This window comes from Legionella sp. 227 (genome assembly GCF_043161935.1).
Lineage (GTDB): Bacteria > Pseudomonadota > Gammaproteobacteria > Legionellales > Legionellaceae > Legionella > Legionella sheltonii.
On record NZ_CP171154.1, the window covers coordinates 956,294 to 981,303 of the forward strand.

Sequence of the window (25,010 nt, forward strand, 5' to 3'; positions counted from 1 at the left end):
GTTAAATACTCTTGCTTAATATATTAGAAAGTTGCTCAATGACAATGTCCTGATGATTATTCGACAAACCGACCCACAGGGGTAATCGGATTATTCGTTCTGCCAGAGATTCCGTTAAAGACAACTCTCCATGAGCTCTACCAAAGCGCATACCTGCAGGTGCGGAATGTAATGGAACATAGTGAAATACTGCTTTTACATTATTGTAGTTGAGCGCATCCAAAACGGATTGTCGATTAATTTCAGGAGATAGAATGACATAGTACATATGTGCATTATGTTGACAGGAGCTCGGTATAATAGGACGACGAATAAGACCCGTATCCTCTAAAGATTTAAGTCGTTCATGATAATAATTCCAAATCGCTAGACGCTGTTGCGTTATTTTTTCTGCCTCTTCAAGTTGAGCCCAAAGAAAGGCAGCAATGAGCTCACTGGGCAGATAAGAGGAACCGACATCGTTCCAGGTATATTTATCTACTTCTCCACGAAAAAATTGGCTACGATTAGTGCCTTTTTCACGAATTATTTCAGCTCGTAAAGCAAATTCAGGATTGTTGATTAATAATGCACCACCTTCTCCTGATATAATATTTTTAGTCTCATGGAAGCTGTAAGCACCGAGATCACCGATGCTTCCTAAAGCACGCCCTTTATAATAAGCCATCACTCCCTGGGCAGCATCTTCAATTACTTTTAAATCATAATGTGCTGCAATATCCATGATTGCATCCATCTCACATGCTACGCCAGCATAATGCACTGGCACTATTGCTTTAGTTTTAGGTGTTATAGCTGCGGTTATCAGGTGCTCGTTAATATTAAGCGTGTCCTCTCGAATATCGACGAATACAGGGATACCGCCTCGAAGGACAAAAGCATTTGCTGTCGATACAAAGGTGTAGGAGGGCATGATGATCTCATCGCCAGGTTGTATATTCGATAAGAGTGCCGCCATCTCTAAAGCCGCCGTACACGAATGGGTTAGAAGCGCCTTGATGCAAGCAACACGTTCTTCTAACCATTTATGACAACGTTTCGTATATGAACCATCCCCTGATAATTGTTTATCTAGCTGGGTTTGGCTGATGTACTCTGATTCTTTGCCTGTAGTATATGGGCGATTAAAGGGTATTTTCTCGCTATTCATCATTTGACCACCACTCCTGAAACTTTCACGCTATTACAAGGCCTTAGAGGTTACTCGTTACTCAACACTGCAATTCCAAATCCTGTTTTTCCATAATCATTACCGTTATACAACATATAACGTTCATGGTTATAATCAAACACAAATGGATAGCAGGTCATCTTAGAGTCCCAACCCGATGGAGAAACATCAAGTTCGACCGCCTCTTGCCGTTGCCAATTTCGTCCATCATCTGATGTTGCGAAATTAATTCGATAGGTGTCGCAATTTTTAGTTGCTCTCGAGCAAAACCACATTTTATAACCGCTTGTATCATGCAATACTCTTGGCACGCCAAGAGCGTATTCATGTTCATCTTTAAAATCAATGGCTATTGTTCCATCTCGCTCCCAACACACGCCATCTTTGGATTCTGCATATTCAAGACGATAGAAATGCTTCGGCCCTTCTGAGGTTTGTTTCCAGCCAACACAGGATGTAAACCAAGCCCGAAATAAACCATTCTCATAAGTTACTTCAGGAGTTGCTACAAAATGAGGAAACTCTCGAGTTCTATCAATAACCGGGCCAAAAAAGCGTCGCTCGAAGCGCTCCGTCGTATCATTCCACTCCGCAAGACCAATTGAGTTGCGAATTTTAACAGTGACACCTAAGTTGATCCCCGTATAATACAGCAGCTTCTTTCCTTCATGCATTACAATGGCATTTGGAAGCGCACCACTGTCATCAAAACAACCTAATTCCCCAGGCTCCAGAACCGGTTTATCATGAACGCGAAGAGTTTTCGTCGGATTACGCATATCAATTTCAATGAAAGCACCATGTCCGCGATTATATTTGTCTCTACAGGAAAAATAGATTCGATATAATTCATTATCAATTTGTTCGGCAATTGGAATCATCGCGTGTGAGTACATCCAATCGCTATGATTATCAGCACAAAATATGTGACCTAGTTTTTTCCATTTCATTTCTTACTTCCTGACTCAAATGTTTTTTATTCGGTTACTTGGAGCTCGTGATCGTTCCGTTGCTTTACCCACATAGAGACCTAGAGGTTCTGTAGAGGCGAGAATTAGTGACCCAGCTCCGATGATTGATTTTTCCCCTATAGATATATTGTCTCTGAATGTTGCATTAACTCCAATAAAACAAGATTCACCAATTTCTACTCGTCCAGAAACAACAATGTGGGAGGCCAAAAAGCAATGGTCAGATATTACGGAGTGATGACCAATATGATTACCACTCCATAGGGTTACATTGTTACCGATGGTGACAAATGGTTGAATCGTATTATCTTCGAGAATAAAACAATTCTCTCCTATTTGGTGTTGATTGAGGATTGTTGCATGGGGGCTAATATAGCTGGCAAGTTGATAGCCCATAGCCTTGACCTCTAGATACTTTTTTTTCCTCGTCTCATTGAGATTTGAATAGCCTAGTGCAACGAAAAATTCATGGCTCGCTGGTGGATATTTTTCGACAATTTCATCAAAAGGAATAACCGGTAAACCACAGAATGTGTTTGATTTAAGATATTCGCGATCGACTGAGAACGCTTCAATTTTATAATCAGAATCTCGAGAAAAATAATAATGGGCAAGTTCAGCAGCATCGGTAGTTCCAAAAATAATTAGTTTTTTCATAAGGTCCCTTAATAAATTTATTCTGAGTACAACGTCTTAGCTTTAATTGAGAATATTTGATCTTCAAGATGTTCTATCATTATTCATGTTGCAAAACCAGACACATCATTAAATTATTCATCAATTGTAGATTCAGTTGATCTTACTTCCAGTTCTTTGTTACGCGGATCAATAAGGTTTTTTTGGTATTTTTGCCGAACAATAGTATATGGGCGTTGTTTAATTTCAGAGAAAATTTTTGAAAGATAAATACCAATAATACCAATGAACGAAATGATTAGGCCACCTAGCAGCCAAACTGATGCCATAATAGATGTCCAACCACTGAGTATGGTGTGAAAAACAAATCGATTTACAATGAGGAATACTGCATAACTGGCTGAAAATAATAAAATCAAAATGCCAACATAAAAAATGCTAATCAATGGTGTATTACTAAACGAAGTGATTGCATTGATAAACATGGATATTTTACGGCGTAGTGTGTAGGTGGTTTGACTTGTACTTTTTTTATTTATAATTTGTGGTTCTTGGTTGAAACCAGTGATAGACCATAGACCAGCCATGAATATTTCGCGTTCTTGATGAAGTAAAAGTGCATTCACATAACGTCGAGTCATTAAACGCGCAACAACAATGTTTGAAGGGATTTTTATGCCTGTAAGTGCGCGAAATACTCTATAAAATAACTGGCCGGATATTCGCTCAAAGAAACCACCCTTACGTTTTTCTTGAATACCATAAACAACATCGCAAAGACTCTCTTCCATTTTTTTAGAGAACGGATTAAGTAACTCAGGATCTTCCTCAAGATCACTGTCTATTAAAAAAATAAGCTCTCCCTTTGCATGTGCCAGTCCGGTCATCATCGCTTTATGATGTCCAAAATTACGAGACAGATCAATCAGAAGGATATGTGGGTTTATTTTTGCTAATTGCAGAGCGATACTGAAGCTATTGTCAGGAGAACCGTCATTGACAAGGACTATTTCATAATCATCCCCAACCAGCTGTTCAGCGGCTAAGGCGGTACGCGCGCAAAATTCTTCGATGTGTTGTGCCGATTTATATAAAGTAGTGACAACAGATAATTTCATTTCTTTACATACCTCATGTAATTCACCGAATCTTTGCCACAGTTAAATAAGAGGTCTAAAATAGAAACTTCATGGGTAAATTCACCCCAAAGTTGGGGATATTCTTGATAGCCCTTATAATCAAACCAGTGCAATTTAATATCCCGCTCAACGAATAATTTCGCATCGATATAATCAGAAGCAGCAGGTCCAGAAAGATATTCATTAGCACCAGCTTGTAAACATAGATCAACTAACCGCTCTGTTTTACCATCAATTAAAGTGTAATCCCAGGAGTTCGATATTTTAGTTGTAATGCCAAGATAATCACATATAGCTTCAATCAGTTGCCGATTTAAAACCGAGAGGTGAGAATAATGCTTTTTATAAAGCGGCTCCAGAAAAGATGATACCTCTTCAAATTTTGGGGCACGACGATAGTTGCATTCTAAAGTCTTCCAATGTTTTTTCTGCCAGCCACATTCTGGCAATTCAACGTCACGAATACGCCTACTTTTACTTTGGCCAACAGGTACACTAATCCATTCAATCCCAGAAGGTGTTTTAATTTTATTACGATTTCGCCAATCATTTTTAGTAAATTGCATATCATCATATAAGATAAATTCATCGACTGATGCAATCATGTCAAAATAACCTTTCCATGGAATGTAATTAGATTGAAGGATAGCGATTTTTTTCATGAAGGTTACCCTTGTTGCTTCACAGGTCATTTTACTTTTGAACTGAGAGTCACATCCTTAATGATCGCTGTATTAATTCGCTTCTGACTCATCTGATTAAAATAAAGTACGCGGGATATTCTAGACTTCAGATAAGATAATTTCAATAAATAAATTTTCAAAAATAACTAGGGTCTAAAAGCCTTTGAGGCCTGTGCAATCATAGTAAAATTATGCATTAGCAAACTAATCAGGCCGAGAATAAATAATAATGCAAAAGGTCCACGAAGGCGCTGTTGAACTTGGGGGCTTATGACCAAGGAGCAAGCAACAAAAAAAATAGGTAGTTCCAACATATAATCATACAGATATGGATGGATAGAAATCACCTGTGGCCAAAGTACAAAAGTGAGTAAATAAGGAAAAAAAAGAAATAGATAATTCTCGTAAAGCTCGAACTTTTCTTTCAACAGAATTTTACCACCAATCAAATAAGCAATTAATAAAAAGATTAGCTCAGAAATAAAGCCACGAGGAAATGATGTCCAATATGGAAAAACTAGAGCTTGTAACATGTTTTTATAATAGGTTACATCGCCATCTAAACCCGAACGGAAAAGAAACGAGCTCGAATCGTTATGATAATGCAACAGCTTTATCATGATAACTGGATATAAATAGGTCACAATTGCAACGGCAAATGCAAACAATAATACAGGGACTACCTCAGAATATTGCTGTTTATACTCCTTAGGCAAAACATAAAAAGCGAGTGTAACAATCATCAATATTCCATGTATTGGCACAACGAGGCAGAGACCTAATAAGCCAAACTTGAACCATGAGGATGTAAAATCTTGCCGGCTGACGTATACGAATAAAAAAAGTGTAAAATACATTATTAATGGAAAAACGTTATCAGTGCCGGTATCCTGGGTGAGTTGAATCCAAAAACCAGGTATGGATAGCATTATTCCAAATACGCAAAAAACTGAAAATTGAACCAGGGTGTTGTTTAATGGTGATTTATTTGGATTATTGATGAGTGTAAATACATATACAGCAGCAAAGATAATGGAATAAAAAATTGAAATAACTCTCGTTGTTAGCTCTAATGTTACTCCTAATAAAAATGCTAATATTTTTGAATAAAAATACATTAATAGCAAAAACGGAGGTGAATATCCTGCGTACGCAATTTTATCATTATATTTCTGAATAGACTGAAATGACACTAAAAAATGAGATGAAAATGGCCTATGCTCCCAAATATAATAAAAAGCTTGTGCTAATCGGTTGAATCGATGGGTCGAAATACTCGTATAAACAACATACTCCGCCCCAATTTTCCATAGCAGCTGTAGCCATAAAGAACAACTAGCAAATATAAAAAAATAAAACGCTATACTACGATAATCCGTTTTGTCTTTGACTATAGCATAATATTTATTCAACCATATTACGGAGAATATAAACCAAGAAATAATTACTTTTGTATAAAAATCAAATTTAAAAAATAAAATGGTGGGGGAAATATTCCAAAAAAAAGGCAATATAAAAAAAGGAGCAATAAAGTAGAATGCATCAACCTTATTTTGAATCAATATCTTAAATCCATGAGTATATCCATAGGACCAACGCTTATTATTTGGATAGAGCAACAGCCAAGAAAAAAATAAAATAAATAAACCACTTAGCAAAACTGGTGCTCTGTGAAAAAAGAAAAATAATGGCAATAAATTCAAGCAAAGAATTGTGAAGACAGTTACCTGAGGAATGGAGATAACTGTGGCGGATTGTGATTTTATAACATGATCTTGCACTAAAATTAACCCCACAGTTATCTAAAAATTCTTGATTAGCTTTTAGGCTTCATACTTTAGTGCAAGGTTCCCTTAATGTAAAGATCTGTGTGTTATGTGGTATTCCTTTCCCTTTTCAAAACAAATTATTTCAGCTTAACCAAAAAACATTTTGGCTAATAAAGCCTTAACCTTTAGGCTTTTCTTTTGCAAAGTGATACTCTTTCACAGAGTTGTATCGAGCGAATATTCTTCGCAATATATTACATTTAATGTATCGCCTGGACACTGGTCTCATGTACTATGTCGTCACCATAACGAATATGTTTTTAGCAAATTAAAGTATCGGTAGGTAGAGTAAAATATGTACAGGACGATTTTTCCTTTTCAATTATCAAGAAACCTCATTCAATTCATACGCTTTGGCACCGTGGGGTTGATTACCAATATTATTGGTTACTCCTTTTTCCTAGGGCTTACTTGGGTTGGTATCAATCCTAAGGTCGTGATTACTATATTATTTTTTTTCAATCTAACTTTTAGTTTTTTCAGTAATCGACGATGGGTATTCGCTAATCATCAAAATCAAAAATTTAATCGTGTTACTATTGTACGATTCATCATCGCATACCTTACCGGATATTTAATTAATTTGGCGTTACTAATAGAATGCGTCGATCGCTTAGGTTACTCACCTCAATTAGTCCAATTAATAGCGATAGCCTTGATCGCCATTTACTTTTTCTTTGTATTAAAGCTATTGGTTTTTAGACAAAATAATTTACCAGCACTCATTGAGTAAATCGCTAGTTTGATTCAGGAAAAAAATTGATCCTTTCTTGAACTGTGTTAAAGAGATATGATCTGCTCAACAAGGAGCATCGTGAGTATTCAATTTTTTGAGGCAAAATCCGATTTAATTCATCAATTACTATAAAATAGCAGTCATTCAAACTATGGACGATTACGTAATGAGCAATACACTTTATATTCCACCAATAGAACAATGGATAAATGACATACGGGTATATGTTAGAGAAAAAGCACCGGAAATATTGTCTTTAGTGGAAATATATATTGGAGAAGCAAAATTTGGGAGGACATTAATTAGTGATGATTTGCAGAATATAAGTAAAAATACCAAGATACTTGAGGTTGGTGCTGGAAGTATGATATTGAGCTGTCAATTAGTAAAAGAAGGGTACGACGTTACAGCCCTAGAACCCATGGGCTCTGGTTATTCTCATTTTAGCCAAATGCAGACATTAATATTGGATTTGGCGAACAGTCAAAATATTAGTCCTAAAATCATACATCTTCCAGTGGAGCAGTTGGACATACAAAATAATTTTGACTTCGCCTTCTCAATAAATGTAATGGAACATGTTGAAAATGTATCACTTGCACTAACTTTAATTGGGAATAGTCTGAAGAAAAAAGCGGTATATCGATTTACTTGCCCCAATTATTTATTTCCCTATGAGCCTCATTTTAATATTCCTACTCTCTTTTCCAAATCAATAACAGAAAAATTTTTTAAGAAATTGATATTTAATAAAATTAAAATACCTGATCCAGAAGGTACTTGGAACTCATTAAATTGGATAAATGTCAAACAAATAAAAAAAATAATTCGCAATCTAACTCATTTGGACATCGTTTTTAATAAACAGTATATGGTTTCAATTTTTGAAAGAGCGCTTAATGACTCAGAATTTTGCAAGCGCCGTTCTGGTTGGATGGTTCATGTAATAAAGGGTATTACCTATTTACGCATGCATTATTTTTTTGGATTCATACCCATTATTATGCAACCCACAATAGATTGCAAAATCATTCGCTTAAAATAAGGATAAACAATTATGGCACAAATAACTCATGGTATTCGTTCAATTTTATCTTATCCTATTATTTATTCCCTATTTCAGGCGCTTATGGGCGCCCATAAAGCGAGAACTCTATTTACGCAGAATTTCATTAAGCCTTACTCGGGCATGAAAATTTTAGATATTGGATGCGGACCAGCAGAAATTCTTAATTATCTAAAAGACGTAGAATATTATGGGTTCGATGTCTGCAACGCATATATTACAAAAGCTCAATCTATATTCGGAGATCGAGGAAACTTTTATTGCAAAGAATTTGAATTAAATGATTTAGACAATATACCTAAAGTCGATGTTGTATTAGCGATAGGGCTTTTACATCACCTTGATGATGATACATTAATCAAAATGCTTCGATTAGCTTTTTCTGCTCTAAAGCCGGGAGGGAGACTTATAACACTTGATCCCTGTTTTGTTAAAAACCAAAACCCTATTGCAAAGTTCTTGATAGCACACGATCGCGGTAGAAATGTTCGAACAGAAAAAGGATATGCAGAACTTGTGTCAAAAGTATTTCCATCATTTGAAATTCAAATTCAACATAAGAAATGGATACCATACACTCACTGTATTACAGAAAGTATTAAAAATTGAATTACGAAAGGTTTATAGCACAGAGTCGATAACTGTCCCATTTCATCAAATCATTCAAAATGCCAGGAACGTCTACTGCATTTTCTTCACGAGCTGGCTATTTAAGAAATACTGCTCTGGATGTAAATCGGTTGCGTCACTATGCAATAGTACGTGCGATTTTTCAACTTGCCACCGCAACCACTCGTCTGGTAGCGCAATAATTGAACATGCTTGCTGAGCCGGCTACTGCAAAAAGAATAGGAATAAAAAAGCTAAAGTTGATACCGGTAAATTCAATAATGAGCACAATTGCTGTAAGTGGCATTTTTTGCGCCGCGGCAAGAAAGGCAGTTCCGCCAATTACCGCAAAAGCAGCGATAGAGATGCCAGGCCATACATAACTCCAAAGCGTGCCGAGCACCACTGCCAATAAAGCGCCATTGGCAAGCGAAGGGGTTAATAGCCCGCCTGCAGCACCGGCTTGGATACTGGTACATACAATTAACACCCGCAGTATTAATAAAACTGCAGCAATACTTAATCCTAAGATATTGCCATCAAATCCTAACTGCGCTGCCGAGCGACCATTTCCCAAGATTGCCGGAAAATAAATAGATAATAAGCCGATTAGGAAAAAATTGAACAGGCAAAAAACGATAATCCTCCAGTTACGCGGCGCTCTACTTTGCACTCTATTGGTAATTTCTTTAAACCAATAAGCCGAGAAACCAAAAAAAGGACCGGCAATAATCGCCCAAATAACTACGGAATAATCCAAAATTAAAACAGGTATATGGTACATGGTTTGATTGCCAAGCCCCATCCAAGAAATAACCACAGCAATCGCAGAGGTAGTAATTGCCGGGATTACCGCAAACCATCGAAAACTTCCAAGTAATACTTCCAGGGTAAATAAAGCACCTCCAAAAGGAACATTATAAACCGCCGCTAATCCTGCCCCTGCAGCACTTGCCACTAATATTTGACTTTCTTTAGGATGTAATTTCATCTTGTTAGTAAACCAACACGCAAAGGTAGCCCCTAATTCTCGTGGGGCAACTTCACGCCCCAACGGAGAGCCCAAAGCCACCGTAACAATTTGCAGCAGCACATGGGTTAGAGTGGTCTTTATTGGCATGTAGGGTCTTGGTGATTTGATTGCATTGGCTATACTGACTAAGGGGCTGCCATAGCGAAAGACAGCCCACCAGCCAAAACCTGCAATAAAACCGCAAAGCAGAAGTGCAACTACTCTTCTTGGAGCAGTTGAATCGCTGACCACATATAAAAAGCTCTTGTTGCCAAGAATAGGAAATACAGTGTGCTCATAGGCTAGGTGTTGGATAAAATGCAATAATATCGCTAAAAACATCCCCCCAAAACCAGAAACAATCCCTATAATAATCGTGGCAAAAAAAAGACGATGCCATCGGGATGTTAAATGTTTGGTCATGAACTACTCCTTAATTCATAACGGGATTTGATTACTCAACTTTCCGGCAACTTGCAACTGATGGGCAACGATCCGAGCCAGGTAGTCAAACTCAATATTAACTTCTTGTCCTTGCTTTAAGTAGCACAGGGTTGTATTAAGTAATGTATGGGGAATAAGCATTAATTTGATGCTTTGATTTGCAACTGAATTAATCGTTAAGCTTACCCCTTCAACCGTAATACTCCCCTTAGGAATTAAATACAACATGGCATTGGCATCAAATCCGCTTAACTCGACTTCAACAAATTCGTTCATATGCTTTATTGCCTGAATTTGTGCCACTGCATCAACATGCCCGCTTACATAGTGCCCACCAAAGCGAGTCGATGCAAGCATAGCACGTTCTAAATTAACCTCATCCCCAACTCCTAAATGTCCTAAAGTGGTTCTAGTTAGCGTTTCAGGCGAAAGGTCAAAATTCAAGTTTGCCTCGTCAGAAGGCAATAACGTTAAGCATACGCCATTTACCGCGATACTTTCACCTATCTGTAGTTCTTCAAAACCACAAGAAATAACCAATCGGTTTGCATCACCATGATTCATGTTGCGAATCACGGTACCTTTCTTTTCAATAATTCCGGTAAACATGAATTCCTCTCATTCCTGCCTCAAGTATGTCCGTCTTTTTTGGCGGTTTCCACCCCTTTCGCTTCATCTCGAGTGCAACGAGGAGATCCCTTGCTTCGCGTGGGATGAGGTGGACTCTTCTTACTCCTGGCTCAGATGTGTTCGTCTCTCTTGCATGGTTTCCACGCTATTAATCACCGTTTGCCGACAAATCTCTTGCATAACAGGAATCTCTTTCAAGGGTTGTCCTTGATAAATTGTATATGCAATCAGAAAACTATCACGCCATATTTTTTCATTTCGCTTTTCTTTCGCTTTCATCCATAAGGCAATCCATAAAAAATGAAATTGCCATTTATCGCGGTGTATTTCCATTTCTTCAGCAAATACTGCATCCATGGCCTCTTCCATGCTGCACACTCTAATTCCATCAACAAAAGTGCTGTTGTGATTGACAATCTTATCCACTAAAGCATTTTCCAAATACCAGGATTCAGTAAATGCTTTACTTTTAAGCCATGATTTTGAACGGCGTAGCGATTCAGAAATTACTTCTTGGGTAAATGGCGTGATTTGAACACTCATCTGTTCAAAGAGATAATCTAAATCCAATTTCACCGGGCGTATGCGGATGCCTAATAGTTCTTGAATTTCTAAAAATTGAATATTAGGAATCTCTTCTTTTTCTATTGTTATCGCCAAGAAATGTTCCACCATCATGGTGAAATAAGATAAATCGACTTCACGAAGCGTCACGTTCTCATCAAAAGCCTTTTTATAATAATCCTTTACATCTTTTGCTGAGAGGACCGGTGTTATCCATGCATCTTTAATACCTAAATCATACTTTAGTAATAAACCACACAGTCTATTTTTCCTCTGTTTACGTACATTCAGAAAAATACCTTGTGAGCCTGTACCATCCACCTCAGTAGCTCGAATAGTCGCTTGAGCCGCTTCCTGTTCCGGTGCAAATACAACCCCTTTTTTACGTTGCGTTTTTATCCAGGAATTAAATAGTGCATGATAACGCTCTGGATACCAGTGCATAATGGTCTGCAAACGTGAAAGAGATATAGAGGAAAAAGTCACAAACTCTATAATTTGGCCCAGTGTATTAATCGCAATGTCGCGCACCTCAGCCTTAGGATGTAATAAAATGAGCAAGGCAATATCTGCCCCCTCCTCGATATTATATAAATCGACCATAAGATCGATAAAAAAGTCCGCGGGCATAGCATAGCTCTGCGCGAAAAAATTTTCGGCGATTTCAAAAACGTTCAGGTCAGATAATTCGTGAATCAAATCACGAATAGCATCTAAATGTGATATCGGTTCACCTTCAGGAATCGATTCCTCCTCATCGCTGGCAAGATCGTAATAGGCATCTTTTAAATCTTCAGTCAATTCAACATGCGATTCATAAAATGAATTTAATATAGGGAGCCAAAAACTAAGGGTGTGTTTGCGTGAATCAATCATTTCAGCTAAATGATTCATTAATTGAGTTAATGCCTTTGCAGTAACTTTATTATTACCTTCCGCAGCCCCTTGCAACTGCGCGACACAAATATCTAAGGCAAAAACACATGCGGAATAAACCGAAAGACCTTCATCCAACTTTTCTTCTAAGTTATTAATGATATCCACTAATTTAAAAGCGAGTTCAGGTTCTTGAAAAAATAAAGTATATAACTGAGGATCCGGTTCCGCATTTTGTTCAATGTGGGTCGCCATTTCCGTGAGTAGGTGGTATAGGTCTGACGAATTTTGGGTCATATTTTTTTAGGCACCTCTCTTGGTCTACCTTCTTCATTTATGGCAACAAAAACAAAAACACCTTCGGTGACTTGATAAGTTTCATTCTGAGTCGCAGGATGAGCCCATACCTCAACATTAAATGTCATAGAACTATTGCCTTGTTTCACCAAAGTGACATAACAGCTCACAAGATCCCCCACATGAACTGGTTTTAAGAAATTCATTGAATGAATAGCTACTGTAGCCACACGTCCTAATGCCAATTTTTTCGCCAATATTCCTGCGGCTAAATCCATTTGTGACACAATCCATCCACCAAATATATCACCATTGGCGTTCGTATCTGCTGGCATCGCCAAAGTCTGAATAGTTAACTCTCCTTTGGGGGTATTGGTCATGATTCACCATTTTATGTTAGATGTAGCCAGGGAACACGGTCATTAAATTAAGAGAAAATCCCTTCTCCCCATGGTGAGAAGGTGCTCGTAAGGGCAGATGAGGGTGTTGACTACAGCTAATGAACCCTCACCGCTACCCCTCGCCCACGGGTGGGAGAGGGGACTCTATTAACCAAGCGCCACCCCAGCTTTTAATTACGCTTTAATTTGGCTAATGCATCTGCCATTGCCGTATTAAATACCGTTTTTTTAACCGGCTCAACTTTTTTAGCCTCAGGTTTTTTCTTATGCTCTGCTTTTTTAACTGGCGGTTGTTTTTTCACTTCCGATGTTTTTGCAACTTTTTTAACAGCTTGGCTCGCAGGTTCATCTTCCAATTTCATACTTAAGCCAATGCGTTTTCTTTCTTTATCTACTTCAATAACTTTAACCGTTACGATATCTCCGGCCTTCACTACGGTACGTGGATCAGAAATAAATTTATTGGTCATCGCTGAAATATGAACTAATCCATCTTGATGAACACCAATATCCACAAAAGCACCAAAGTTAGTTACATTACTGACAACCCCTTCAAGGATCATTCCTTCGTGTAAATGTTCGATGTCTTCAACGCCTTCTTTAAATTGTGCCGTTTTAAACTCCGGTCTGGGATCGCGACCCGGTTTTTCCAATTCACGCAACACATCTCTTATAGTAGGCAAACCAAATTGCTCATCGATAAATTCTGCCGCATTCACACTGTGTAATACTTCTTTATTGCCGATTAGTTTCTTAATATCAACTTTTTTATCTGCAATAATTTTTTCTACTAAAGGATATGCTTCTGGATGAACACAAGAGGCATCCAAAGGATTATCGCCATGCATGATACGTAAAAATCCTGCTGCTTGTTGAAATGCTTTTTCACCCATACGGTTTACTTTTTTCAAATCCATCCGGTTTTTGAATGCGCCATGTTCATCACGATAAAGGACGATATTCTTGGCTAAAGCCTCATTGAGACCGGAAATATGGGATAAAAGAGCCGCCGAAGCCGTATTGACATCAACACCAACCGCATTCACGCAATCTTCAACCACACCATCCAAACAACGCGCTAACCGAGTTTGATTCACATCATGCTGGTATTGGCCTACGCCAATAGACTTGGCTTCAATTTTGACTAATTCAGCAAGTGGATCTTGGAGACGACGTGCAATGGAAACAGCTCCTCTCAAGGTGACGTCTAGATCAGGAAATTCCTGAGAAGCTATTTCAGAAGCCGAATAAACAGATGCACCAGCTTCACTCACAATAATTTTAGTCAGTTTTAAATCAGGATACATTTTTATTAAATCAGAAACTAAGCGCTCTGTTTCGCGAGAGCCAGTTCCATTACCAATACTGATTAAATTGACCTGGTGTTTTGCTGCCAATTTTGCCAAATCAGTAATTCCCTGATGCCATTCATTTTGGGGCGCAAATGGAAAAATAACGGTGTAATCCAGTAACTTACCGGTTGCATCAACGACAACGACTTTAACACCTGTTCTGATTCCAGGATCAAGGCCAATTGTGATTTGTGGACCAGCTGGTGCAGCAAGTAACAAATCCCGTAAATTTCTGGAAAATACTTTTATTGCTTCTTCATCTGCCATTTCTCGTAAACGAGTGAGTAATTCCAGCTCTAATTTAGTAAATAATTTTACCTTCCAGGTCAGGCGTACGGTTTCAAGGAGCCAACTGTCTGCTTTTCTGTGCTGGTCAGCAATATTGAAATACGCAGCTAATTTATTTTCACCGTAGGTTTCTTCGTGCTCAGGTAAAGTAAGACTCACTTGTAAAACACTTTCCCGACGGCCACGGAATAAAGCTAATGCACGATGCGAAGGGATCTTTTTAATTGCTTCGGCATAATCAAAGTAATCTGAAAATTTGTTTACCGTTTCTTTTTTCTTGGAGCTGCCTATTGATTTGACAATACCATGCTGCCACAAATATTCGCGCAGCTCATTAATTAAATCGGCATCTTCTGCAAAATGCTCCATTAATATATGCCGCGCACCTTCTAATGCTGCTTTTGCATCCTCAACGCCAGCCTCAGGATTGATAAATTGCACGGCTTGTTCTTCGGGATCCAGATCTGGATTTTTCCAAAGAGCCTGAGCTAATGGCTCTAAACCTGCTTCTATGGCAATTTGAGCCTTAGTCCGACGCTTGGGTCTATAGGGTAGATATAAATCTTCAAGACGAGTTTTAGTGTCTGCAGCCAAAATGCTTTTTTCAAGCTCAGGAGTGAGTTTCTCTTGTTCTCGGATAGACTGTAAAACTACAGCTCGACGTTCATCCAATTCTCGTAAATAATGCACACGTTCATCAATAAAACGTAATTGCACATCATCTAATCCTTCTGTAGCCTCTTTGCGATAACGAGCAATAAAAGGAACTGTTGCCCCTTCATTGAGCAGACGAATGGACGCTTCTACCTGCGCTGGTTTCACTTTAAGCTCTTGCGCAATAATCGCAGCTAATCCCGACATCTCTTGAGTCATTTACATCCCCGTAAAACATAAATATAGAACAATTTGATTACCGCACCCGAAACTTTACTGGAGTAGTCTGGGTGAGTCGTTTAAAAAACCGCCACATTATTACTCAACAGTCACTGACTTGGCAAGATTGCGCGGTTGATCAACATCCGTACCTTTAGCAACGGCGACATGGTAAGCCAACAATTGCAAAGGTATCGTATAAACTATTGGAGCGATCCATAGACCACAGTAAGGTACCTTAATTAAACGCGTGCCATTTGCTTGCCAGTTCTGAGTATTATCAACAAAAACAAACAACTGACCACCGCGTGCACTTACTTCGTGCAAATTAGATTTTAATTTATCCAGCAGTTCATCATTGGGAGCAACGGCAACGACAGGCATATTTTCATCAACTAAAGCCAAAGGACCATGTTTCAACTCTCCAGAAGGATAGGCTTCTGCGTGAATATAAGAAATTTCCTTTAATTTTAAAGCACCTTCAAGAGCTACTGGATACTGCACCCCGCGCCCTAAGAATAAAGCATGTGCTTTATTAACAAATAGAGATGCGAGATCTTCAATTTCTTCATTCATTTTTAATGCACGCTCGCAACATGCAGGCAACTCTTGCAATTGTTTTAAGATTTCATTAGCCCGATGATCATGGGAAAGTGCTGCGGCTAACATCAAGAAAGCAACCAATTGAGTGGTAAATGCTTTAGTCGATGCCACACCAATCTCGATTCCAGCACGCGTTAGGAAAACACAGTCTGCCTCCCTGACCAAAGTACTTGTTGCCACATTACAAATAGCCAAGGTGGCCAAATAATTCATATTTTTTGCTTTTTGCAAAGCAGCGAGCGTGTCTGCTGTTTCTCCGGATTGGGACACGGTAATAAATAAAGTATCCTGGGGTACGACAACATCTCGATAGCGGTATTCACTTGCGATTTCAACTTGCGTGGGCAATCCCGCTAAAGATTCTAACCAATATTTGGCAATCATTCCGGCGTGATAACTGGTACCACAAGCAACAATATGAATTTGTTTTACCATCGGAAATACATGAGAGGCTCGTTCACCAAAACTGGCTTTAAGAACTTCGAGGCTATTGATGCGACCTTCTAAAGTATCAGTCAGTACCTTAGATTGCTCAAAGATTTCCTTAAGCATAAAATGCCGATAAGGCCCTTTGCTTACCGTTTCAGAATCACTTGTTAAAGGATGAAGAGGTCGTTCAACAACCGATTTGGATGAATTATAGATGGTCACGCTTTTTGAGGTAATTGAAGCACTGTCCCCTTCCTCTAAGTAGATCACTGATTGTGCAAAAGACTTTAATGCCAGACCATCAGATGCGATAAAATTTTCACCGATGCCTAAACCAACAACCAAGGGGCTCCCTTTACGAACTGCAACAAGCTCCATTGGTCTTTGTTGGTGAATAACACCCAAAGCAAACGCACCATCCATTTCTGCAGCAGCAGTTTGCACTGCTGCAAGTAAATTTTCATTCTGTTGATAATGGTAATGAATTAAATGAGCAGCCACTTCTGTATCGGTTTCAGAGGTGAACTGATAGCCCTTCATCATTAATTCATGACGTAATTTTTCATGATTTTCAATAATACCATTATGTACTAATGCAATTTGTCCATGGGATAAATGAGGATGAGCATTTTGCTCAGAGGGCTTACCATGTGTCGCCCATCTCGTGTGTGCAATCCCTGTATTACCCGCAATGGCGGTTTCTTGCATTGCATCCGCTAAATTTTGCACCTTACCCTGAATTCGCACACGCTTTAAATTCCCTTGATTATCGATTACCGCAATGCCGGCTGAATCATAACCTCTATATTCCAAGCGACGTAGACCTTCCAGTAGAATTTTACTGATATCCCTTTCAGACACAGCTCCCATAATCCCACACATAAACCTGCTCCTCGTTTCAACAACCGCATATGAACGATATATCAATAAAAAAACGGCAATTATGCCATAAACATTTATAAATCACTAACATGATTCGTAATAGATTGAGAAAGGACGATGCCACAAATTATCTTCTAAAATCAAATATGGAATACAGCCATAAATAGAAGTTATAAAAAGAAAATTCAGACTACAACTACTACCAATAAATTATAGATATTTTCTTGGTTTTTACAAAAAGAACCCCTCACCCCTGCCCCGCTCCCACAAGTGGGGAGAGGGGGTACTTTTAAAAACATTCCTTCTCCCTGCTAGGGAGAAGGTGCCCGTAAGGGCGGATGGAGGCTTCCTTTTACCTCCAATAAATAAATTCAGCCAGTCTCGCCGCTTTTTACTCTATTGGATTTTCACAGGTTACGTCATATCCGTGATATTTCATTGCCTTACAGACTTCAAAAGCAAGGAGTCCATGAGCACGGGTACTTGGATGAATTTCATCCCAGAATAAATAGCTGTCGGGCGTATCACATACATGATAGTTTTTATCCCCAGCAGCAAAGCTCGCATCTCGGTACTGCAGTACTTGTGCGTAACGTAATACATAGTTGTTCGCAAAAGGTGAGTTGCGGAATGCATCATACATTGGAAGCTTCACATCGATACACGCCTCCGTCGTATTAGTAAATCCATAATTTTCTGGGTTTTTTAAAGCGCGTGACAAATAATCGCCCATATCGATGTAAAGAAAATTAGAGTCGGGATAAATCTTCGCCCATTCTTGCATACGATTTTGAAGGCGCTCATTGTGCATATCCACTGCATTATTCAAAACCTCTCTATCAGTGGTTTGCACCATACGAGGAGTATCGCCTATATGAGGCAGCCCCATAATCACAAAACGACGTGCTCCTGCTTGCATTAATTTCATGACTGCTGAACCAGCACCTGATAGAACATTATCAACATAGGTACTCATCACTTCAGTGTTGTAATTATCTTCAAAGAACAAAACATTAATGTAATCATTACTTCCTGTGAAAATAAAAAACACTGTTTCATCACTTAAGGTGGGATGTTCGAGCAAATAAGCCTGAACCGTTAGACCAAGACTGGGTGGAACCAATTTCCCTACAATCAGATTTTTGATTGTCCCTAATGGATGACGAATTAAATTCCAGACAGTGAGCTGATAATCGTAGGTTGCGGCCCAGCTTCCACCAAAAGCACGGTTCAAATAAACTTCTTCATCGTCCGGAGAAATGGAAAGCATCTTCGCTAAATATTCATTCCATACCTGACCATTAGAAAAACGCGCATTCCAGTAAGGCTTTCCTGGCAATACAGGCACTAATTTAATTTTACTGACTAAATTGGCGATATAAGGCGCTAATTGGTTATCAAAAAAATCGGTAACTACAGCGATACCTGAATCCAAAACCATTTGTGGCACATAATATTCTTCAGCAAACTCAACCATCTTATTGAGTACAAATGCTTTGAAAGGTGCTACTAAAAAAGCAGGATCCTCTTCTTGGCGTAAACTTTTTAGTAAATGGGTAGTATTCCCGGTATCAGACAAACTGTCGCCAAAAACAACCATAGTTTTTATGGGAGTAGCGGAAAAACTAAAGAGTGGGATAAAAAAACAAAGGATAAAGAACCAACGCAACTTCCGAATGTAATGTGCCATATTATCTCCTTATAAAGCCAGCAGAATGAAAACACAGATAGCTTTGGTATACACCTAAGAAACTTCAAAATACTATTTTAACCTATTGCCATTTCCGCTCTGGAAGTCTAAAAATTCCCAACAGAACCAGTCCATGGCCGATCTTTAAGCCTTCCAAGGCAAAAAAATCAAGTAAACGTAAACTTAGTATTTTAAAGTTTCTTAGGTATATAACAGTATGATCGCTGGTTAGTTTTTGTCAACGCATTTAGCTAACTTTTGCTTCACATTGAAGCGAAACTTAGGGTGCATTTAATTCAGGCCTATTGATTAAATTCTGTGTAAATGTTAATTTTTGTCGATTATTTTTGGTTATTTTTCAGGTAGTATGATGAACGAAATAGTGATTGCTTCATTTTATAAATTTGTTTCCCTAGAAAATTTCGAAGCGATGCGTGAGCCTTTGCTTGCTAAAATGCATGAAATTAAAATCAAGGGGACCATTATATTAGCCGCTGAAGGAATCAATGGAAGTTTTGCCGGAACGCGTGCCCAAATGGATCTATTTTACCAATTTATCCATCAAGATGAGCGTTTGGCTGATTTAAGATTTAAAGAAACTTTTGATAAAGAAAATCCCTTTGAAAAGTCTAAGGTTAAACTTCGTAAAGAAATTGTAACTATGGGTCTTACGAATGTTGATCCTCTGAAAACTGTAGGGACCTATCTCAGTCCTGAAGAGTGGAACGAATTAATTCAAGATCCTGAAGTGGTGTTGATTGATACACGAAATGATTATGAATTTGAATTAGGCACATTCAAAAATGCCATTAACCCCATCACGGAAAATTTTCGTGATTTTCCACAATACGTGCAGGAAGAGTTGCTCAATAAAAAAGATAAGAAAATTGCTATGTTTTGCACCGGTGGCATACGCTGCGAAAAATCCACTGCTTACCTAAAAGATTTAGGGTTTGAAAATGTCTATCATTTGCAGGATGGCATTCTCAACTATATTGAAAAAATGCCCAAAGAAGAATCACTCTGGGAAGGACATTGTTTTGTTTTTGATAATCGTGTAGCAGTTGATCATCAACTCAATCGAGTCTATCCTCAATTACCTTTGGATTACAAACACGACCGCGTCAAAGAATAAATATGACAAACAAGAAACAATCCGATTCAACCATAGTGTTGAATCGCAAAGCAGGCTTCAATTATTTTCTTGAGGATCAGTACGAAGCGGGGCTTGTACTTGAGGGCTGGGAAGTCAAAAGCCTGCGCGCCGGAAAAATTAATTTATCTGATGCACATATTATTATCAAAAACGGTGAAGCCTTTTTACTGGGTGCCCAGATCCAACCGCTCATTACTGCCTCGACTCATTCCATTCCTGACCCCATACGTACCCGCAAGCTGTTATTAAATAAAAAAGAATTGAACCACCTCATCGGCAGTGTTGAACGTCAAGGCTATACCATTGTGCCACTTTCTTTATATTGGAAAAAAAATAATATAAAAATAAAAATAGCTTTGGCTAAGGGCAAAAAAGAGCATGATAAGCGAGACTCCATTAAAGACCGTGAATGGGAAAGAGACCGTTCTCGTATCATGAAAAAAACAGGGAGAGACTGATGAATATAGGTGAATCGATACCCGATTTTGCATTTTCGGCAACGAGTGGAATTAATGCACGTTTAAGCGATTATAAAGGACAGTATGTTGTCCTTTATTTTTATCCTAAGGACGCAACACCAGGTTGTACCACAGAAGGGCAGGATTTTCGTGATGCCTACCCCCAATTCCAAAAATTAAATACTCAGATATTTGGAATTTCTCGTGACAGCTTAAAATCGCATGAGAACTTTAAAGCCAAACAAAACTTTCCTTTTGAGCTCATTAGTGATCCAGACGAACAATTATGCCAATTGTTTGAGGTGATTAAAATGAAATCAATGTATGGAAAACAAGTGCGTGGAATTGAGCGCAGTACGTTCATCATTGATCCGCAGGGAAAATTAAGCAAAGAATGGCGTAAAGTAAGCGTCAAAGGTCATGTAGACGAAGTACTTAGTGCGTTAAAGTAACCATTTTATTCTTGACTGGGTCGCATCCCCTAAGCAGAATGAAGGAAGCAATCAAATAAGTGTCGCTTGGTGAAGGTTGGATTTCACCCTAACTTGATGGCAGTTAGGTACTGCCTTCACCCAGGCTACACGTTTTAATCACAAGGTGAATTTATGGATAATAGCAATACCCGTCAGAAGTTGTTTGTACTTGATACTAATATTTTAATGCATGACCCTACCGCCATCTATCATTTTGAAGAGCATGATATCTATTTGCCAATGGTGGTGCTGGAAGAACTAGACAATCATAAAATGGGTACATCGGAGGTGGCACGTAACGTCCGCCAAACCAACCGCATGTTGGTAGAGCTCATGAGTAACTCTACCCATGAACAAATCGTCTCAGGATTAGCGATACCTAATTATTTGCATTCAGATAAGAAAAAGTGCAGTGGAAAGTTATTTTTTCAAACCGATGAATTCGATCAGGTTGTTCCATCGACTCTTCCCGGACACAAAGTAGATAATACAATTCTTGCCACTGCTTTGGGCTTACAAAAAAAATACACAGGGAAAAAGCAAGTAATTATTGTATCCAAAGACATCAATTTACGTATTAAGGCCGGGATACTGGGGATTCTTGCTGAAGATTATTACAGCGATCAGGTGCTTGATGATGTCAATCTGTTACACAAAGGCTTGCATATTCTTGATAATAATTTCTGGGATACTCATGCTAAAGATATGGAGTCATGGCAAGAAAGTGGAAAAACTTTTTATAAAGTAACGGGCCCTTTAATCCATCAATGGAACCCCAATGATTGCATCAGTACCGAAGATGATCAGTTTCAAGCCATTGTAAAAAAATTGGAGCATGATCATGCGGTCATCCAGCTAACCCGCGATTATACAAAGCATTCTGTATGGGGAATTCATGCGAAAAACCGTGAACAAAACTTCACCTTAAACCTGCTTATGGATCCGGAGATCGATTTTGTCAGCTTACAAGGTCCTGCTGGAACAGGAAAAACGCTACTCACGATTGCAGCAGGTTTAACCCAAGTCCTGGATCAAAACCGTTATACCGAGATTTTAATGACCCGTGTGACCATTCCTGTCGGCGAGGACATTGGTTTCCTTCCCGGTACTGAAGAAGAAAAAATGACCCCGTGGATGGGCGCTTTAATGGATAACTTAGAAGTGCTCCACAGTTCCCAAGTGGGTGGTACTTTTGGGCGTGGCGCAACTCAAGACTTATTGCAAAACAAAATTAAAATTCGCTCTTTGAATTTTATGCGTGGCCGTACCTTTTTAAATCGATACATTATCATTGATGAGGCGCAAAACTTAACTCCAAAACAGATAAAAACTTTAGTAACCCGTGCAGGCCCAGGGTCTAAGATTATTTGTCTGGGTGATATTAAACAAATTGATACCCCCTATTTGAGTGAAACGACTTCGGGTTTAACTTTTGCCGTTGATCGCTTTAAACACTGGGAACATAGCGCTCATATGAGTCTGACACGTGGCGAACGTTCAAGACTTGCATTTTATGCGGCGGAACATTTATAGTATGCACTTTAAGGATTTACCATGACTGATCATGCCATCACTTTTGATGACGTTCTACTTGTTCCTTCCTACAACCACCATGAATCAAGAAGAGTAGTGGAAACTGCCAGTACTGACAGACTGGGCAAATTAACCCTAGAGCTGCCTGTAATCAGTTCAAATATGGATACCATTACTGAAAGTGCAATGGCCAATTTCATGGGTTCTAAAGGCGCTATGGGTGCTTTACATCGCTTTATGAGCATTGAAGACAACATTGCCGAGTTTAAAAAGTGCCAAAATAGAGTTTTTGTTTCAGTAGGTTGTACTGCCGCTGAATTAGAAAGAGCGGCGGCATTACGTGATGCAGGCGCTGACTATTTTTGTGTGGATGTGGCTCATGCTCATGCCAAATATGTGGGTAAGACCCTCAAAAGCTTACGTCAGATACTTGCTGATCGATGTATTATGGCTGGAAATGTTGCCACCTACGCTGGAGCGGATTACCTTGCCTCATGCGGTGCGGATATAATCAAAGCAGGTATTGGTGGTGGTTCGGTATGTAGCACTCGAATTAAAACAGGTTTTGGTGTTCCCATGTTAACCTGTATTCAAGACTGTTCACGCTCTGATCGCTCTATTGTTGCTGATGGCGGCATTAGAACCTCAGGAGATATCGTCAAAGCGTTAGCTTTTGGCGCTGATTTTGTCATGATTGGCGGGATGCTAGCGGGTACTTCACCAACCCCTGGCGAAGTCATTGAAAAACCAGATGGCAGCAAAGTTAAGCGTTATCGTGGTATGGCCTCAAAAGAAGCACAAGAAAACTTCTTAGGCCAAATGCATGAATGGAAAACCGCTGAAGGTGTAGCAACTGAGGTACCTTTCAAAGAAAATCCCGATGCCATTATTGCGGATATCGTAGGCGGTTTAAGATCGGGTCTGACCTATGCTGGTGCGGACACAATCAGTGAACTGCAACGCAAATTAAATTATGTAGTGGTCACCCAAGCCGGTCGTATTGAAAGCTTACCGCATAAATTATTAGGCTAAATTACATCCAACCCCGGGTGAAGGCTTAAGCTATAACCCGGGTTCTCGTTTTTCCCCGGGATTCGCTTTGCCTCACTCAGGCTACATCGTATTACTTACAGTTGCGGTTTGATCTTCTGTCAAATCTTTAGAAGGAGCTGGTGTACTCGATTGAGGTGAAACACTTGTAAAATCTTGAGGCAATGATTGCTCCGCGAAAGACATGGGAGACGTAGTAGTATCTGATGGAGAACCAAGTTCCATTACTGTGTCTTCCTCTACTTCGTCTTCAATCTCATCAAAGGTTTGCTCATTTTCTTCATCTAGATCTTCCTGCTCTTCTTGCTGTTCTTCTTCTAGATCTTCATTTTGCTCTATTTCATCTTCTTTTTCATTTTCTACTGCAACCGTTTCATCTGCATCTATATTTTCAGCCTTGACTACATTACCCAGCTCTTCCTTCTTACCAATGTTATTTATTTTCTCGGTAAGTTTTTCTATACCCTGAACCATTTTGTCGCTGGCTTTGTCAGGAAGCGAGGTAATCGTATCTTTAGCGGTACTTAGTGCATCGGTAAATTTACCAACTGCTTTGCCCACTGAAGTTTTATTGAATTCTGCAAGCTTCTCATCGACCTTATCTGAAATTGCTTGTTTTGCTTTATCGACTAATTCGTCTTTCTTTGCACCTATGGCATCACTTAACCCACCTAGAGCTTGCCCCAACTTAGATTCTGCAGCTTTATCCCAACCCTTTTTTGCAACATCTTTCAAAGCACCATTGATATCGCTCTGGATATCCTCAACCATCTTCCCCAGATCATCCAGGTACTCCTGCATAGGGGGTTTTTTATCCTTGCCCTCTTCTTTTCCCTGACCTTCAGCTTTTTTGGCTTTAGGTACTTCTTGTTCTTGCTTAGGCTTGTCTTCGTCTTTCTTAGCGGTTTGCTTTGGCCCATCAGATACATCAGGAGCTATAACCTGTGGTTTTGGAGGAGGTGGTGTATCACTAACTGTTTGACCTGGGGTCTGGCTGCCTGGTTTTGGGCTGGTAGGTTCAGTTTTTCCGTTACTCATTGTCTTTAACCTCTACAATATCTACCCCTATTATAATAAAGATAGCACATCAAAAGAAACATTGCCTCTAAATAAATAGCGCAGAATCAGTATTTTCAGATACACTTAAGCATATCAGGAT

The 25,010-nt window shown here is 39.0% G+C and carries 22 protein-coding genes; 8 read left to right on the forward strand and 14 right to left on the reverse strand.

Features of this window, described 5'->3' with window-relative positions; all coding sequences use genetic code 11:
* Position 1: 1 nt before the first annotated feature.
* The 6 genes from rffA to ACF8MK_RS04140 all read right to left on the reverse strand — a co-directional run bounded on the left by rffA (position 2) and on the right by ACF8MK_RS04140 (position 6,381).
* Positions 2-1,153, reverse strand: a complete 1,152-nt coding sequence (gene rffA, locus ACF8MK_RS04115) for a dTDP-4-amino-4,6-dideoxygalactose transaminase (protein ID WP_392538295.1) — start codon at positions 1,151-1,153, stop codon at positions 2-4.
* 47 nt (positions 1,154-1,200) lie between these two features.
* Positions 1,201-2,121: a hypothetical protein gene (locus ACF8MK_RS04120; protein WP_392538296.1), complete on the reverse strand. Its 921-nt coding sequence runs from the start codon at positions 2,119-2,121 to the stop codon at positions 1,201-1,203.
* 15 nt (positions 2,122-2,136) lie between these two features.
* Positions 2,137-2,799 (reverse strand): acetyltransferase, encoded by a 663-nt coding sequence (locus tag ACF8MK_RS04125; RefSeq protein ID WP_392538297.1) that lies wholly within the window; start codon positions 2,797-2,799, stop codon positions 2,137-2,139.
* A gap of 113 nt (positions 2,800-2,912) precedes the next feature.
* Positions 2,913-3,896: a glycosyltransferase family 2 protein gene (locus tag ACF8MK_RS04130; protein WP_392538298.1), complete on the reverse strand. Its 984-nt coding sequence runs from the start codon at positions 3,894-3,896 to the stop codon at positions 2,913-2,915.
* Entirely contained in the window at positions 3,893-4,579 is a 687-nt protein-coding gene (locus ACF8MK_RS04135; protein ID WP_392538299.1) for a WbqC family protein, read from the reverse strand. The genes ACF8MK_RS04130 and ACF8MK_RS04135 overlap by 4 nt, the downstream gene beginning before the upstream one ends.
* Before the next feature lie 167 nt (positions 4,580-4,746).
* The gene (locus tag ACF8MK_RS04140) at positions 4,747-6,381 is read right to left on the reverse strand and encodes a hypothetical protein (RefSeq protein WP_392538300.1); all 1,635 of its coding nucleotides are present in this window, start codon (positions 6,379-6,381) and stop codon (positions 4,747-4,749) included.
* A gap of 343 nt (positions 6,382-6,724) precedes the next feature.
* Here ACF8MK_RS04140 and ACF8MK_RS04145 point away from each other — a divergent pair, with 343 nt between their 5' ends.
* The 3 genes from ACF8MK_RS04145 to ACF8MK_RS04155 all read left to right on the forward strand — a co-directional run bounded on the left by ACF8MK_RS04145 (position 6,725) and on the right by ACF8MK_RS04155 (position 8,840).
* Entirely contained in the window at positions 6,725-7,162 is a 438-nt protein-coding gene (locus ACF8MK_RS04145) for a GtrA family protein (protein ID WP_392538301.1), read from the forward strand.
* Between the two features lie 169 nt (positions 7,163-7,331).
* The gene (locus tag ACF8MK_RS04150; protein WP_392538302.1) at positions 7,332-8,210 is read left to right on the forward strand and encodes a methyltransferase domain-containing protein; all 879 of its coding nucleotides are present in this window, start codon (positions 7,332-7,334) and stop codon (positions 8,208-8,210) included.
* A gap of 12 nt (positions 8,211-8,222) precedes the next feature.
* Positions 8,223-8,840 carry a class I SAM-dependent methyltransferase gene (locus tag ACF8MK_RS04155; protein ID WP_392538303.1) on the forward strand — a complete coding sequence of 206 codons (618 nt, stop codon included), beginning with the start codon at positions 8,223-8,225 and terminating at the stop codon, positions 8,838-8,840.
* Between the two features lie 163 nt (positions 8,841-9,003).
* Here ACF8MK_RS04155 and ACF8MK_RS04160 read toward each other — a convergent pair whose 3' ends face one another.
* From ACF8MK_RS04160 to plaC, 7 genes are all read right to left on the reverse strand, one after another.
* Positions 9,004-10,275: a chloride channel protein gene (locus ACF8MK_RS04160; protein ID WP_392538304.1), complete on the reverse strand. Its 1,272-nt coding sequence runs from the start codon at positions 10,273-10,275 to the stop codon at positions 9,004-9,006.
* 15 nt (positions 10,276-10,290) lie between these two features.
* Complete coding sequence (locus ACF8MK_RS04165; protein WP_392538305.1) at positions 10,291-10,905, reverse strand: riboflavin synthase; 615 nt, start codon at positions 10,903-10,905, stop codon at positions 10,291-10,293.
* A gap of 120 nt (positions 10,906-11,025) precedes the next feature.
* Complete coding sequence (locus tag ACF8MK_RS04170) at positions 11,026-12,663, reverse strand: hypothetical protein (RefSeq protein WP_392538306.1); 1,638 nt, start codon at positions 12,661-12,663, stop codon at positions 11,026-11,028.
* Positions 12,660-13,043 (reverse strand): acyl-CoA thioester hydrolase YciA, encoded by a 384-nt coding sequence (gene yciA / locus ACF8MK_RS04175; protein WP_028382478.1) that lies wholly within the window; start codon positions 13,041-13,043, stop codon positions 12,660-12,662. The genes ACF8MK_RS04170 and yciA overlap by 4 nt, the downstream gene beginning before the upstream one ends.
* A 191-nt stretch (positions 13,044-13,234) precedes the next feature.
* Positions 13,235-15,577 carry a Tex family protein gene (locus tag ACF8MK_RS04180; protein WP_392538307.1) on the reverse strand — a complete coding sequence of 781 codons (2,343 nt, stop codon included), beginning with the start codon at positions 15,575-15,577 and terminating at the stop codon, positions 13,235-13,237.
* A gap of 99 nt (positions 15,578-15,676) precedes the next feature.
* Positions 15,677-17,491 (reverse strand): glutamine--fructose-6-phosphate transaminase (isomerizing), encoded by a 1,815-nt coding sequence (glmS, locus tag ACF8MK_RS04185; RefSeq protein WP_392538308.1) that lies wholly within the window; start codon positions 17,489-17,491, stop codon positions 15,677-15,679.
* 391 nt (positions 17,492-17,882) lie between these two features.
* Positions 17,883-19,181 (reverse strand): lysophospholipase/glycerophospholipid:cholesterol acyltransferase PlaC, encoded by a 1,299-nt coding sequence (gene plaC / locus ACF8MK_RS04190; RefSeq protein ID WP_392538309.1) that lies wholly within the window; start codon positions 19,179-19,181, stop codon positions 17,883-17,885.
* Between the two features lie 370 nt (positions 19,182-19,551).
* Between plaC and ACF8MK_RS04195 the strand changes: the two genes are divergently transcribed.
* The 5 genes from ACF8MK_RS04195 to ACF8MK_RS04215 all read left to right on the forward strand — a co-directional run bounded on the left by ACF8MK_RS04195 (position 19,552) and on the right by ACF8MK_RS04215 (position 23,833).
* A complete protein-coding gene (locus ACF8MK_RS04195) occupies positions 19,552-20,316 on the forward strand; it encodes a rhodanese-related sulfurtransferase (RefSeq protein ID WP_392538914.1) in 765 nt (254 codons plus the stop codon).
* 2 nt (positions 20,317-20,318) lie between these two features.
* The gene (gene smpB / locus ACF8MK_RS04200; protein WP_265701885.1) at positions 20,319-20,795 is read left to right on the forward strand and encodes an SsrA-binding protein SmpB; all 477 of its coding nucleotides are present in this window, start codon (positions 20,319-20,321) and stop codon (positions 20,793-20,795) included.
* Complete coding sequence (locus ACF8MK_RS04205; RefSeq protein ID WP_265701884.1) at positions 20,795-21,247, forward strand: peroxiredoxin; 453 nt, start codon at positions 20,795-20,797, stop codon at positions 21,245-21,247. The genes smpB and ACF8MK_RS04205 overlap by 1 nt, the downstream gene beginning before the upstream one ends.
* A 153-nt stretch (positions 21,248-21,400) precedes the next feature.
* Entirely contained in the window at positions 21,401-22,801 is a 1,401-nt protein-coding gene (locus ACF8MK_RS04210; protein ID WP_265701883.1) for a PhoH family protein, read from the forward strand.
* Positions 22,802-22,822: 21 nt separating this feature from the next.
* The gene (locus tag ACF8MK_RS04215) at positions 22,823-23,833 is read left to right on the forward strand and encodes a guanosine monophosphate reductase (RefSeq protein ID WP_392538310.1); all 1,011 of its coding nucleotides are present in this window, start codon (positions 22,823-22,825) and stop codon (positions 23,831-23,833) included.
* A gap of 81 nt (positions 23,834-23,914) precedes the next feature.
* Here ACF8MK_RS04215 and ACF8MK_RS04220 read toward each other — a convergent pair whose 3' ends face one another.
* The gene (locus tag ACF8MK_RS04220; protein WP_392538311.1) at positions 23,915-24,889 is read right to left on the reverse strand and encodes a hypothetical protein; all 975 of its coding nucleotides are present in this window, start codon (positions 24,887-24,889) and stop codon (positions 23,915-23,917) included.
* Positions 24,890-25,010: the final 121 nt, after the last annotated feature.